This is a genomic window from Agromyces protaetiae (assembly GCF_030866785.1).
GTDB classification, from domain to species: Bacteria; Actinomycetota; Actinomycetes; order Actinomycetales; family Microbacteriaceae; genus Agromyces; species Agromyces silvae.
In genome coordinates this window covers 655,360-668,338 of record NZ_CP133018.1, presented here as the reverse complement: position 1 = coordinate 668,338, position 12,979 = coordinate 655,360, and the positions used below count along the sequence as shown (strand labels likewise).

The 12,979-nt window shown below is 71.6% G+C and carries 15 protein-coding genes; 12 read left to right on the top strand and 3 right to left on the bottom strand.

The features are described 5' to 3' along the window. Positions 1–19: 19 nt before the first annotated feature. The 6 genes from QU602_RS03090 to QU602_RS03065 are packed head-to-tail and all read left to right on the top strand — an operon-like array spanning position 20 to position 3,994. On the top strand, positions 20–265 hold the full coding sequence (locus QU602_RS03090; RefSeq protein ID WP_308798698.1) for a hypothetical protein: 246 nt from the start codon (positions 20–22) through the stop codon (positions 263–265). Further along, on the top strand, positions 262–1,407 hold the full coding sequence (locus QU602_RS03085) for a histidine kinase (protein WP_308798697.1): 1,146 nt from the start codon (positions 262–264) through the stop codon (positions 1,405–1,407). Before QU602_RS03090 ends, QU602_RS03085 begins: the two co-directional genes overlap by 4 nt. Then, positions 1,400–2,017, top strand: a complete 618-nt coding sequence (locus QU602_RS03080) for a response regulator transcription factor (RefSeq protein ID WP_308798696.1) — start codon at positions 1,400–1,402, stop codon at positions 2,015–2,017. The genes QU602_RS03085 and QU602_RS03080 overlap by 8 nt, the downstream gene beginning before the upstream one ends. 42 nt (positions 2,018–2,059) lie before the next feature. Then, the gene (locus tag QU602_RS03075) at positions 2,060–3,250 is read left to right on the top strand and encodes a PP2C family protein-serine/threonine phosphatase (protein WP_308798695.1); all 1,191 of its coding nucleotides are present in this window, start codon (positions 2,060–2,062) and stop codon (positions 3,248–3,250) included. Beyond that, positions 3,247–3,579, top strand: coding sequence for an STAS domain-containing protein (locus tag QU602_RS03070; RefSeq protein WP_308798694.1), 333 nt, complete (start codon positions 3,247–3,249; stop codon positions 3,577–3,579). The genes QU602_RS03075 and QU602_RS03070 overlap by 4 nt, the downstream gene beginning before the upstream one ends. Beyond that, positions 3,569–3,994, top strand: a complete 426-nt coding sequence (locus tag QU602_RS03065; protein ID WP_308798693.1) for an ATP-binding protein — start codon at positions 3,569–3,571, stop codon at positions 3,992–3,994. The genes QU602_RS03070 and QU602_RS03065 overlap by 11 nt, the downstream gene beginning before the upstream one ends. 73 nt (positions 3,995–4,067) lie before the next feature. Here QU602_RS03065 and QU602_RS03060 read toward each other — a convergent pair whose 3' ends face one another. Both QU602_RS03060 and QU602_RS03055 read right to left on the bottom strand, forming a co-directional pair. Next, positions 4,068–4,241 (bottom strand): CsbD family protein, encoded by a 174-nt coding sequence (locus QU602_RS03060; protein ID WP_308798692.1) that lies wholly within the window; start codon positions 4,239–4,241, stop codon positions 4,068–4,070. A 96-nt stretch (positions 4,242–4,337) separates the two neighbouring features. Further along, positions 4,338–5,237, bottom strand: a complete 900-nt coding sequence (locus QU602_RS03055) for a LysR family transcriptional regulator ArgP (protein WP_308798691.1) — start codon at positions 5,235–5,237, stop codon at positions 4,338–4,340. A gap of 86 nt (positions 5,238–5,323) precedes the next feature. On the opposite strand from QU602_RS03055, the gene QU602_RS03050 reads away from it, so the two are divergent. From QU602_RS03050 to QU602_RS03025, 6 genes are all read left to right on the top strand, one after another. Continuing rightward, positions 5,324–6,019 carry a LysE/ArgO family amino acid transporter gene (locus QU602_RS03050; RefSeq protein ID WP_373692876.1) on the top strand — a complete coding sequence of 232 codons (696 nt, stop codon included), beginning with the start codon at positions 5,324–5,326 and terminating at the stop codon, positions 6,017–6,019. Positions 6,020–6,229: 210 nt separating this feature from the next. After that, positions 6,230–7,123, top strand: coding sequence for an ABC transporter ATP-binding protein (locus QU602_RS03045; RefSeq protein WP_308798689.1), 894 nt, complete (start codon positions 6,230–6,232; stop codon positions 7,121–7,123). Further along, positions 7,120–7,929, top strand: a complete 810-nt coding sequence (locus tag QU602_RS03040) for an ABC transporter permease (RefSeq protein WP_308798688.1) — start codon at positions 7,120–7,122, stop codon at positions 7,927–7,929. The genes QU602_RS03045 and QU602_RS03040 overlap by 4 nt, the downstream gene beginning before the upstream one ends. A gap of 136 nt (positions 7,930–8,065) precedes the next feature. Next, complete coding sequence (locus QU602_RS03035) at positions 8,066–9,298, top strand: sensor histidine kinase (RefSeq protein ID WP_308798687.1); 1,233 nt, start codon at positions 8,066–8,068, stop codon at positions 9,296–9,298. Next, positions 9,295–9,930, top strand: coding sequence for a response regulator transcription factor (locus QU602_RS03030; protein ID WP_308798686.1), 636 nt, complete (start codon positions 9,295–9,297; stop codon positions 9,928–9,930). Before QU602_RS03035 ends, QU602_RS03030 begins: the two co-directional genes overlap by 4 nt. Before the next feature lie 93 nt (positions 9,931–10,023). Then, a complete protein-coding gene (locus QU602_RS03025; RefSeq protein WP_308798685.1) occupies positions 10,024–11,616 on the top strand; it encodes a bifunctional phosphatase PAP2/diacylglycerol kinase family protein in 1,593 nt (530 codons plus the stop codon). Between the two features lie 152 nt (positions 11,617–11,768). Here QU602_RS03025 and QU602_RS03020 read toward each other — a convergent pair whose 3' ends face one another. After that, complete coding sequence (locus QU602_RS03020) at positions 11,769–12,974, bottom strand: UDP-N-acetylmuramate dehydrogenase (RefSeq protein ID WP_308798684.1); 1,206 nt, start codon at positions 12,972–12,974, stop codon at positions 11,769–11,771. Positions 12,975–12,979: the final 5 nt, after the last annotated feature.

Genomic DNA, 12,979 nt, shown 5'->3' with positions numbered 1-12,979 from the left:
ACGCGACTCTGTGGGGACCATGAAGCTCTTCGACCTCGCCCTCAACGCCATCATCATCCTCTCCGCGACCGTCTTCCTCGCCTACATCGGGCTGTACTACTTCGACTTCGGGCTCTTCACCGTCCTTCCCGAAGGGGTCACGGGATTCTTCACCTCGAACGGCGCGCTGCAGTACGTGGCACTCGTCCTCCTCGTGGCCGCGCTGGTCGCGAAGGTCCCCACCGGCCGGGCGATCACACGGCAGAAAACCGGAACACACCCTTGAACGTCGACGATCAGGACCACGCGCGGGACGACTCCCCGAGCGTCATCCGCATGCGCCGGCTCGCCATGATCACCGCGGTGGCCGCGATCGCGCCGCTGAGCATCGTGGGCGTCGCGCTCACGGCGAGCACCTGGTGGGACGGGCTGATCATCTCACTCAGCTTCCTGCTTACGCTCGGACTGCTGCGCGAATGGAGCCTCGACGGCTACCCGCGGCGGGCGCTGCTCGCACTCGGCATCACCGCTGCCGCGTGGATCATGGGCGCGCTGGGCGTCTCCAGCCCGCTCAGCTTCCTCCCCGTGGCTCTGGTCGGCGCGCTCCTGCTCGCACGAACGAGGCGGCGGATGGTGTGGATCCCCGTCTTCGCGTTCGGGGTCGCGGCTGTCGGCGCCGGAGCGTTCGTCTTCAACGAGGCGAGCGGGGAGCTCGCGGCTGCGTATCTGCTCACCCCGTTCGTCGGCACGCTCTTCATCTCCGGGGTGGTGCTCATCAGCGAGCAGGTGTGGCTCGTGGCTCGTCGCCTGGAACGCGCGCAAGACGCCGAAGCCCAGCTTGCGGTCGCCAGCGAGCGGGTGCGCTTCGCCGGCGACCTGCACGACATCCAGGGCCACTCGCTGCACGTGATCAAGCTCAAGGCCGCGCTCGCCGGCCGCCTGGTCCGCGTCGAGCCCGAGCGGGCGGAGCAGGAGCTCGGCGAGATCCGGCGACTGGCCGATGAGGCGATCACCGAGACCCGAGCGCTCGCCTACGCACGCATCGAACTGAATCTGTCGGCGGAGCTCGAGAACGCGAAACGGCTCTGCGAAGCCGCCGGATTCGCCGTCGACGCGCGATTCGACCCCGGGAGCGGTGCGCACCCGCATCCGCTGCTGGCCCAGGTGCTGCGTGAGGCCACCACCAACCTCCTCCGGCACGCGCACCCGACGACGGTGACGATCACGGCGTCGCCGATCATGGTGGAGGTCGTCAACGACGGCGCGCACAGCGGCGCGGACAACCCGCTTCGCGGACTCGCGCGGCTTCGCGAGCGCGTCGAGGAAGCCGGCGGCTCGCTGCACTTCGGGCACGCATCGGGCCGGTTCACGGTACTGGTGGAGCTCGATCCGGTGAACGGGCGCGAGGAGGCGAGGCGGGATGACTGAGGACGATCCGATCCGCGTGGTGCTGGCCGACGACGAGCACCTCCTGCGCATGGCGCTCGCCGCGCTGCTCCCCATGGATGGTGGCATTCAGGTCGTCGCCCAGGCCTCGAACGGCATGGAAGCCGTGGCGGCGACGCTCGAGCACCGGCCTGACGTCCTCGTCATCGACCTGGAGATGCCGGGCATGGACGGCCTCGAGGCCGTCGCCGAGATCCGGGCGAGCCTGCCTGATCAGCGCGTGCTGATGCTCACCAGGCACGCGCGGCCCGGCGTGCTTCGACGCGCGCTCAAGTTCGGGGTGCTCGGGTTCATGAGCAAGAGCGCCGACCCCGAAGAGATCGCCGACGTGCTGCGCGAGCTGCGCACCGGGCGACGGTGGATTGCCCACGATGTGCTCGAAGCATCCGTCGTCGACGATTCGCCGCTGACCGAACGCGAGCTCGACGTGCTCCGTGAGACGCGCGAGGGCTACTCGGTCAAGGACATCGCGCGCAGGCTCTACCTCGCCCCCGGCACGGTGCGCAACTACCTCTCGAGCGCGATGCAGAAGAGCGGCACCTCGACCCGGCATGACGCCGCTCGGGTCGCGCGCGACCGCGGCTGGCTCTGACCCGTCCGCGACCGCGGGTGAGGACGCTCTAGGGTGGAAGGCATGGTGGATGGGGGAACCGTCGTCCTGTTCGATGACGACGCACGGCAGCGTGCTGTCGAGGAGCTCGGCATCCTCGACACCCCGCGTGAGGAACGCTTCGACCGGGTCGCCCGGCTCGCGCACGAGCTGTTCGAGGTCCCGATGGTCAGTGTCACCTTCCTCGACGGCGACCGCCAGTTCCGTAAGGCGGAGATCGGGCTGGGCGGGCGGGAAGCCGCGCGAGAGCAGTCCTTCTGCGATGCCACCGTGCGAGGCAGCGGCACACTCGTCGTCGAGGACGCGGCGACGGACCCGCGGTTCGCCGAGAACCCGTTCGTCGTGGGCGAGCCGAATCTGCGCTTCTACGCCGGGCATCCGTTGCAAGCCCCCGGCGGAGAACAGGTGGGCACGCTCTGCATCGTCGACACCGCCCCCCGCACCATGGACTCGCACGAGCGCGAGCTGCTGCGCGACCTCGCGGGCTGGCTGCAGTCGGAGCTCAGTCGCGACGACGAGCTCGACCGGGCCTCCGTCGTCCAGCGCGGCTTGCTGCCGAGGACGACACCCGAGATGCCCGGGTACGAGATGGCCGCGATCAGCCTCGCCGCAGGTCGCGTCGGCGGCGACTTCTACGACTGGTACGAGGTGCCGGGCGGCATGCGGTTCACCGTCGCCGACGTGATGGGCAAGGGCGTCGGCGCGGCGATCACCGCCGCGAGCGTCCGCGCGGCACTGCACACCTCGGCCGACCGTGAGCTCGTGCACGCGGTCGAGCGCACCACGGCGCTGCTCGACCAGGACCTCACCGAGGCCACGACCTTCGTCACCCTCTTCCACGCCGAGCTCGAGGCGCGAACCGGCCGCATGCGCTTCGTCGATGCCGGCCACAACCTCGTCGGTGTGCTCCGCGCCGACGGCGAGTGGGCGGCGCTGCACTCCGATGGGCTGCCGCTCGGCATGTCGTTCGGCGACCGCAAGGCGGCGGGCGAGATCGTCCTGGATCCTGGTGACGCCGTGCTGTGCTGCAGCGACGGTCTGCTCGACCTGCTCGGCGACCACCCTCTGCAACAGATGCTTGAGGTGGCACGTACCAGTCGGCCCGACGACTGCGTGGCGACCGTCCGGCGCATCGCCGACGGCCGGTCGCTGCCCGACGACGTCACGGCCGTCGTCATCCGGCGCCTCCCCGACGCGAGAACGGAGCACGCATGAAACTCACGATCGACCCGGGAGACGCGTATGCCGTGATCCGCCCCGAGGGCCGCATCACCCTCTCGAACGCGGCCGTGCTGCGGTATGCGGTCGACGATCTCGTCCAGCAGGGGCACGCTCGCATCGTCGTCGACCTGGACGCGGTCGAGTTCATCGACTCGTCGGGGCTCGGCGCGCTGGTCGGCGCTCACAAGACGGTCCAGCAGGCGGGTGGCGACCTCCGGCTCGCTGCCGCGCCCGACCAGGTGCGCATGGTGCTGCGCCTGACGAATCTCGACCAGGTGCTGCCGAACCACCCTTCAGCAGAGGCGGCGTTCGATGTCGACTGAGGGCGAACTGATCCGCGTGACCGGCAGCGCCGACGAGACCTTCCTCGACGACGTGCACCGCGCACTCGCCGAGCTCTGGCAGCTCGCCCCGGCGAACGACGAGGATCGGATGCTCTTCGAGCTCGCGGTCGTCGAGGTCGCGACCAACATCGTGCAGCATGGTGCCTCCGACCTCGGGCCTGTCGAGGCGCGACTGGACCTCGAGGCCACGGACGACGACCTGATCGCGGTGTTCCGCGACTCGGCGAATCCGCCCATCCTCGACCTGTCCCGAGTCGCCATGCCCGACACGGACGCCGAGGCCGGCCGTGGCCTCGCGCTCGCGCTCGCCGCCCTCGACGAACTCTCCCACCTCACCGACGAGGGGAACACATGGCGGTTGCGCCGACGTCGCCGCGAGCCATCCGCCGACTGACACCGCCTGGGGGCTGACAGACCGAAGGCCCGCAGATCCAGCGGATCATGCGGGCCTTGCGCTCACGAGGGCGTCAGTGCTTGAAGGCGTCCTTGACGTCTTCGCCGGCGTTCTTGAGATCCGCCTTGGCCTGGTCCATCTTGCCCTCGGCCTCGAGCCGCTCGTTGTCGGTCACCTTACCGGTGGCCTCCTTCGCCTTGCCCTTGAGGTCTTCGGCCGTGTTCTTGATCCGGTCGTCTGCACCCATGTGGGGCTCCTCTCGTCGGCGGGTTCTCCGCGTGTGGTTCCATCCAACGCGCCCGAACCCGCATGCGATAGGGCTTGAACACTCAGGCGGTCGGCGCTAGCCGAGCGGGTCGAGGGCGGTGCGGGCCGCCGCGACGACCGTGTCGGCGATGCCGTCGAGCAGCGGCGAGCGGAGGTTCCACTGCTGCCAGTACAGGGGCACATCGAACGGCGGCCCGCCGAGCGCGACGAGCGCCCCGGATGCGAGCTCGTCGGCGCACTGGAACGTCGGCAGCATGCCCCAGCCGAGTCCGAGCTTCACCGCGATCGCGAAGTCGTTCGAGGCCGGCACGTAGTGCCGCGGCGCGGCGGCGGGGTCGGCGCCGACGGCCCGCGCGTACGCCGCCTGCAGGTCGTCGCGGCGGTCGAAGTCGACGACCGGCGCGCGGTTCAGCGCGTCGACGCGGCCGCCCTCGTCGGCGAACCAGCGGGCGGCGAAGGCGGGCGTCGCCACCGCCCGGTAGCGCATCGCGCCGAGCGGGCGCACGAGACATCCGGCAACCGGCGACGCCTGCGAGGTGATCGCGGCCATCACGGTGCCCGATTCGAGCAGCTCGGCGGTGAAGTCCTGATCGTCGCGGTAGAGGTCGAAGACCACCGGATGCCTCGTGGCGATGTCGGCGAGCGGCGGCAGGATCCACGTCCCGAGGCTGTCGGCGTTCACCGCCAGGGGGATGGAGATCGGATGCTCCGGGGCGGCCTCGAGGCCGAATCCGGCGAGCGCCTCGTGCTCGAGCAGGTCGAGCTGACGCGCGAGGCGCACGATGGCGGCGCCGGCGTCGGTGGGCCGCACGGGCTTGCTGCGCACGAGGAGCACGCGACCGAGCTGCTGCTCGAGCGCCTTGATGCGCTGCGAGACCGCGGACGGCGTGACGGCGAGTGCCCGCGAGGCCGCGTCGAACGTGCCCTCGGCGACCACGACGGCGAGGGTGCGAGCGAGATCGAGCGGGATCCTCATCGGAGTCAGGCTATCTGAAGTGCTACTAATGGTTCTGTAGAATCATGAACTGGACTTCATAACTGCCGATGCCTAGCGTCGATGGCGTGGACCTCTCGACCTTCGCCGCCGGACTCGGACTCGGCCTCTCGCTGATCATCGCGATCGGCGCGCAGAACCTGTTCGTGCTGCGCCAGGGCATCCGCCGCGAGCACGTGCTCGCCGTGGCACTGACCTGCGCGATCTCCGACCTCGTGCTGATCTTCGTCGGCGTCTCCGGGGTCGGCGCGGTGCTCGCCGCCGTGCCGTGGCTCATCGACGCCGTCCGCTGGGCCGGCGCGGCCTTCCTCGTCGGGTACGGGCTCCTTGCGGCACGCCGCGCGCTGCGGCCGAGCGGCGCGGCCCTGTCGGTGCCTGCCGCCGAGGGCGCATCGAGCGAGGTAGATGGCCGGGACGCCCGCCCCGAGGCATCCGGCCGCTCGCACGCGGAGGTCGCCGTGGCGACGCGGGGCGCGACCCTGACCGCAACCCTCGCCACGTGCCTCGCGCTCACCTGGCTCAACCCGCACGTCTACCTCGACACCGTGTTCCTGCTCGGAACGATCGCGAACACGCACGGCGACGGGCGCTGGGTGTTCGCGGCCGGCGCCGGCCTCGGCAGCATCGCCTGGTTCCTCGCGCTCGCCTACGGCGCTCGCCTGCTCGGCGGGGTGCTCGCGAGCCCGCGCGCCTGGCGGATCCTCGACGCCGTGATCGCCGTGGTGATGATCGCCCTCGGCATCTCCCTGGTCCTCCCCCACTGATCCCCCACCCCGTCCCCGGCCTCCCGGCCGCCCGCCCCCGGCCCGGCACACGCGTTGGAGGTCGTTCTTCGCGTCGGAGGTCGGTCCAGACCGACCTCCGACGCGAAGAACGACCTCCAACGCGAATGAGAGCATCCGCCGATCGGGGGATGCCGGAAACCAGCCGGTCGGCGGCTGCCGCCGGAGGCGGCGATGCGGGAGGCTCGGCGTATGCAACGAACAGACTCCGACCTCGCGGTGCACGTGCGCGGGCTGCGCAAGGTGTACGGCACGTTCGCCGCTGTCGACGGCATCGACCTCGACATCGCGCGCGGCGAGACCTTCGCCCTGCTCGGACCGAACGGCGCGGGCAAGTCCACGACCGTCGAGATCCTCGAGGGCTACCGCAGCCGCACCGACGGCGAGGTCTCGGTACTCGGCGTCGACCCGGCGCGCGGCGGCCTCGACTGGAAGGCCCGACTCGGCATCGTGCTGCAGTCGACCGCAGAGACGCCCCAGTTCACGGTGCGCGAACAGCTGCGGCACTTCGCCGGCTTCTATCCGGACTCGCGCGACGTCGACGAGGTGATCTCGGCCGTCGGGCTCGAACAGAAGGCGGGCACCCGTATCAGCAAACTCTCGGGCGGCCAGAAGCGGCGCGTCGACGTCGCGCTCGGCATCATCGGCCGCCCGGAGCTGCTCTTCCTCGACGAGCCGACGACCGGGTTCGACCCTGAGGCGCGCCGCGAGTTCTGGGGGCTCATCCGCGGCCTCAAGGCCGAGGGCACGACGATCATCCTCACCACGCACTACCTCGACGAGGCCGCGCAGCTCGGCGACCGCGGGGGCGTGATCATCGGCGGCAAGCTCGTCGAGGTCGGCCCGATCCACGAGCTCGGCGGCGCCGAGGCGCGGGTGCCGATCGTGCGCTGGCGCGATCGCGACGGCACCGCACATGAACAGCGCACCGAGGAACCCGCTCAGCTCGTGGCCTCCCTCGCCGAGGCCGCCGGAGGCGAGCCGGCCGACCTCGAGGTCGTCCGGCCCAGCCTCGAAGACATCTATCTCGAACTCGTGCGCGGCGCCGGCGCCGCCGCACCCACCTCTGAGGAGGCCCTCGCATGAGCCTGATCACCGTCGGCGCCTCGCGCATCGGCTACGAGACGAAGGGGTACTTCCGTTCGCTCGACACCGTCTTCTTCACCTTCCTGTTCCCCGTCATCATGCTCGCGATCTTCACCGCCGCGTTCAGCTCGCAGGGCGACATCACGCCGGGGCCGGGCGCGGAGGGCGTGAGCTTCGGCGCCTACTACCTGCCCGGGCTCCTCGCCGCGGGCATCCTGCTCTCCGGCGTGCAGAACCTCGCGGTCGACATCGCGATGGAGAAGAGCGACGGCACCCTGAAGCGGCTCGGCGGCACGCCCCTGTCGCCCGTGTCGTACTTCCTCGGGAAGATCGGGCAGGTCTTCGTGACCGGCATCCTGCAGGCGGCGCTGCTGCTCGCCGTCGCGGTCCTCGCGTTCGGCATCGCACTGCCCACCGAGCCCGACAAGTGGCTCACGTTCGCCTGGGTGTTCGTGCTCGGCATCGTCACCTCGGCACTGCTCGGCATCGCGCTCTCGGCGCTGCCGCGCAGCGGCAAGTCGGCAACCGCGGTCATCGTGCCGATCCTGCTCGTGCTGCAGTTCATCTCAGGCGTGTACCTGCAGTTCACCGCGCTGCCCGAATGGATGCAGAACATCGCGAGCCTCTTCCCGCTCAAGTGGATGGCGCAGGGCATGCGCGCCGTGTTCCTCCCCGAGGACTTCGCGGCGGCGGAGCAGCACGGCGCCTGGGACCTCGGCTGGGTCGCGGTCTGGCTCGTCGTCTGGCTCATCGTCGGCCTCGTCGTCAGCCGGCTCACATTCCGCTGGATCCGGCGCGACGCGTGATGGGCGGATGCTCCGGGCAGACGGATGCCTCGGGCGGGCAGACGGCTCGCCCGGGGCATCCGGCCCGCCCGTGGCATCCGGCCCGCCCGTGGCATCCGGCCCGCCCGTGGCATCCGGCCCGTGAGACCATGGCGACATGGTGAACCGCCGCTGGTGGGATCTCGCGGCGCTCGCGACCCTGGCGGTCGTGCTGTTCCTGGCGCTGATCGAGCCGCCGTACGGTCCGCAGGAGTGGCTGGCCTGGCTGGCCGCCGGCGGGTTCGCGCTCTTCTACCTCGCCTACGCGCGACCGCGGATCGGCACCACCGGCCAGACGCACCTCGTGATCCTGGCGATCACGTTCGGGGTGCTGCTCGCCGTCGGCAGCACCGGCCAGTCTTCGTTCGCCATCATGCAGGCGTTCTTCTACCCATTCCTCTGGATCTCCGCCCCGAACACCCGCAGCGCGATCGTGGCGAACATCTTCGTCGGCATCGCGGTCCCGCTCGGCTACGTGCTGCAGTACGGCTACGACGGTCTCTTGCCGGGCGTCGCGATCGGCACGCTGTCGATCGGGTTCAGCATCGCGCTCGGCCTGTGGATCACGCGCATCGCCGAGTACGGCGAGGAGCGCGATCGGCTGCTGACCGAGCTCCAGGCCGCACAGGGCGAGCTCGCGGCCATGCACCGCGACGCGGGCGTCACCGACGAGCGGGCACGGCTCGCCCGCGAGATCCACGACACCATCGCGCAGAGCCTGACCGGCCTCGTCATGCTCGCCCAGCGGACGGGCAACCGGCTCGCGAAGGTCGAGGGCGAGCCCGCTCGGGCGGCCCGCGACGACATCGTGCTCATGGAGGAGATGGCCCGCGAAGCGCTCACCGAGGCTCGCGGGCTCGTCGCGGCACTCACGCCCGTCGCGGTCGACACCACGCTCGCGGATGCGCTCGGCCGGCTCGCCGCCACGTTCGAGCGCGAGACGGGCGTCCGCGTCACCGTCGATGCGACGACCGCCGCGCTCGACCGCGAGCTCGAGGTCGTCCTCCTGCGCACGGCACAGGAGGGGCTCGCGAACGTCCGCAAGCACGCGAGGGCGCAGCACGCTTGGATCACCGTTCTCCGAGACGACGCCACGGTGCGGCTCACGGTGCGGGACGACGGCGTGGGGCCGGGCGGCGCCTCGCCCGGTGCACACGGCTTCGGGCTCGCGGGCATCCGCGATCGGGTGGCGCTCGTGGGCGGCCGGGCCGTCTTCGGGCCAGCCGAAGGCGGCGGTGCGCAGCTCGATGTCGAGGTGCCGGCACGGAACGACCGTGCGGCGACCGCCGAGACAGGCACGACCCCTGTCGACCGGCCCGACCGAATCGACCCCGAAGGAGGCCGCGCATGACCGCACCCGTCCGCGTCGTCGTCGCCGACGACCACCCCATCGTTCGCGCGGGCATCGTCGGCCTGCTCGAGACCGCCGACGGCATCGAGGTCGTCGGCCAGGCCGCCGACGGCGCCGAAGCCGTCGCCATCGCCGAGGCCACGCGCCCGGACCTCGTGCTCATGGACCTGCGCATGCCCGTGCTCGGCGGCGCAGCCGCGACCGAACGCATCGTCGGGGCCGACGCGGGCACGCGCGTGCTCGTGCTCACGACCTACGACACCGACGACGACCTGCTGCCGGCGATCGAGGCCGGGGCGAGCGGATACCTCCTGAAGGCCGCACCGCAGGAGGAGATCCTCGCGGGCGTGCGGGCGGTCGCCGCGGGCGAGACCGTGCTTGCCCCGTCGATCGCGGCGAAGCTCGTGCGCCGGGTGCGCGGCGAGGCATCCGCTCCGACCCCGGCCCTGTCGCCGCGCGAGCTCGAGGTGCTGCGCCTCGTCGCAGCCGGCCGCTCCAACCCAGAGATCGCGCGTCAGCTCCACATCGGCGAGGCGACCGTCAAGACCCACCTCGGACACGTCTTCGAGAAGCTCGACGTCAACGACCGCACACGCGCCGTCACCCGCGCCATGGAGCTCCGCCTGCTCTGACGATGCTCGCATACGGGCCGGCTCCGATCCGCTCATGCGGCGGGAGGTCGGATTGTGCGTCGCCGAGCGGCGGATCCGATCTACGCTGGGCACGTGGCATCCGATCCGCGTGTCGCCGCCCAGCGTGTGCGGCTGCTTCCTGCGTGGGTTCGCCGCGCCGACGCACGAGCGGCGCGTGCGGTCAACGCCCGGCCGACGCATCCGCTGGCCGACCGGTTCTGGTCGCGGGTCACCCGGTTCGCCGACCGCGGGGTGCTGTGGTGGACGCTCGCGGGCGTGCTCGCGGTCACGGGCCGTCGTCGCGCCGCCGCGCGCGGCGCGCTCTCGCTGCTCGCGGCGAGCATCGTCGCGAACCTCATCGCCAAGCGCATCTTCGGCGGCGACCGGCCCATCCTCGAGGAGGTGCCGATCGGGCGCCGCCTCGCCCGGCAGCCGAGCACGCCCGCGTTTCCCTCCGGGCACTCGGCGAGCGCGGCGGCCTTCGCGGTCGGCGTCGCCGCCGAGAACCCCAGGCTCGGCGCCGCGATCGCACCGCTCGCGCTCGGCGTCGGCTACTCGCGGTTGCATGTGGGGGCGCACTGGCTGTCGGATGTCGCGGGCGGACTCGCCCTCGGCGCAGTCGTGGCCGGGGTGGGTGCCGCACTCGTCCGGCGGCCTCGCGGATCCGACGATGCGCCTGCGGGCGCGGACCGGCAGCTCCCGGCGTCGCCTGACGGCGAGGACGTGTTCGTGGTCGTGAACCCGTCGTCGGGCACGAGCGTCGTGCGCGCGGATCCGGTGCACATCCTCGAGGACCGGCTCCCTCGAGCACAGCTGCATCTGCTGGACGACGGCGATGATCCGGCCGAGGTCGCGCGGCGCGCGATCGCCGGGCCGAACCCGCCGCGCGTACTGGGCGTGTGCGGCGGCGACGGCACGGTCGCGGCCGTCGCACACGTCGCGCGCGAGGCCGGGCTGCCGCTGCTGGTCGTACCGGGCGGCACGTTCAACCACTTCGCCCGCACCGCGGGCGCGGCATCCGCCGACCTCGCGATCGACGCACTGCAGCGGGGCGAAGGCGTGCGCGTCGACGTCGGCGAGCTCACATTCGACGCGCAGCCGCCGCTGACCGTGCTGAACACGGCATCGGTCGGGGTCTACCCCGACTTCGTCATCGAACGGGAACGGCTGCAGCCACGACTCGGCAAGTGGATCGCGGCGCTCATCGCGGCCGGCCGGGTGCTGCGCCGGGCTGAGCCCATCGCGGTCGAGGTCGACGGTCGACGCCTCAGTGTCTGGACCGTGTTCGTCGGCGTCGGCGAGAACGACTCCGGCATCGTCGCACCCCTGCAGCGGCGGCGACTGGACGACGGCGTGCTCGACGTGCGGATCCTGCGCGCCGGATCACGCCCGCGCGCGGCCGCGTCGCTCGCGTTCGGGCGCCGCACGTCGGCGGTGTTCCGCGGGCTGCGGCTGCTCCCCGATCGGGTCGACGCATACACGACCGACGCGCTCGAGGTCGTGGTGCATCCGCGCAGGGGGCAGCCACCGGGCTTCGCGCACGACGGCGAGGTGGCTCGCGACGAGCCGGAGCGCGCCGACGCCGCAAGCCAGGCCCCGGGGTACCGCACGGCCCTGCGCGTCATCCCCGCCGCCCTCGACGTCTACCGGCCGGCTTCCGACCGCCCGGCGTCCGACCGCGTGTGACGCCCAACTCGAGCGGCCCGCAGTGTGATGGAAGTCGAAAAGTGGGTAGGAATCCGCGCAGGGGCGCCTTCCTACCCACTTTTCGACTTCCAACGTGAATGGTGGTGGGCGCGGGCCAGGCGGCCGGCTTGAACGGGCGCGCCAGCGCGCGGCTAGAGCTCGATGCCGAGCAGCACCGGCTCGGGATGCAGCACGATGCCGAACTCGGCCTGCACGCGCTGCTGCACGAACCGGGCGAGCTGCGCGACGTCTTCGGCGGTGGCGTTGCCGCGGTTGGTGAGCGCCAGCGTGTGCTTCGACGAGATCGCCGCACCCGAACCGGCGATCGCGAACCCGCGGCGGATGCCGGATCGCTCGATCAACCAGGCCGCCGAGAGCTTCACGAGCGGATCCTCCGGAGCGATCGCGGCCTGCCGCTCGGCGTCCTCGAGCGCGGCCTGATGCGCGAGGAACGCGTCGAGCGGGCTCTGGCTCGCGAGGCTCGCGAGCGGCGTGACCTCGTCGGGCTGCTCGGGCGCGAGGTACCACTTGGGCGCATCGACCGGCAGCGAGCGCGCGACGCGCTCCGTGACGATCGGGTTGGTGAAGAACGAGCCCGCGCTCACCGAGTCCCGGTCGCCGGGGTCGAGCACCATGCCCTTCGCGCGGCGCAGCGCGAGCACGGCCTCGCGCACGCGCACGACCGGCACGCGGTCGCCGAGCTGGACCCCGAGCGCGTCGGCGAGCTGACGGTACGCGACCGGTGCGCCGATCGCTTCGCCCAGCACCGCGCGTTCGGCGGCGGTGTCGTGCAGCTCCAGCTCGACCGAGACGACGACGCCCGCGAGCCCGCGCTTCAGCACCGACGTGCGATAGCCGAGCTCGAGCTCGTCGACGGTCATCCGCCGAGGCTCGGTCGCACCCTCGTCGAGGAACTCGATCGCGACGAGCACGTCCGAGAGCTCCTGCCCGTACGCACCGATGTTCTGCACGGGCGACGCGCCCACCGCGCCCGGGATGCCCGAGAGCGCCTCGAGCCCCGAGTAGCCGTGCTCGACGGTCCACGCGACGAGCTCGTCCCAGTTCTCCCCGGCCTGCACGCGAAGACGCACCGCACCCTCCGGAGCATCCGGAAGCAGCTCGATGCCGCGCGACGCGATCCTGATCACCGTGCCGTCGAAGCCGTCGTCAGCGACCAGCAGGTTCGATCCCCCGCCGACGACGACCCAGTCGTCGCCGGCGGCCCACACCTCGGTGGCGAGCTCGACGAGCTCGGCGGGCGTCGTCGCCGTGACGAGCCGGCCGATCGGGCCGCCGACGCGCAGGGTCGTCAGGTCGGCGAAACGGATGTCCCGGCCGGTGTCCGTCTCCGAGTCCATCAGAT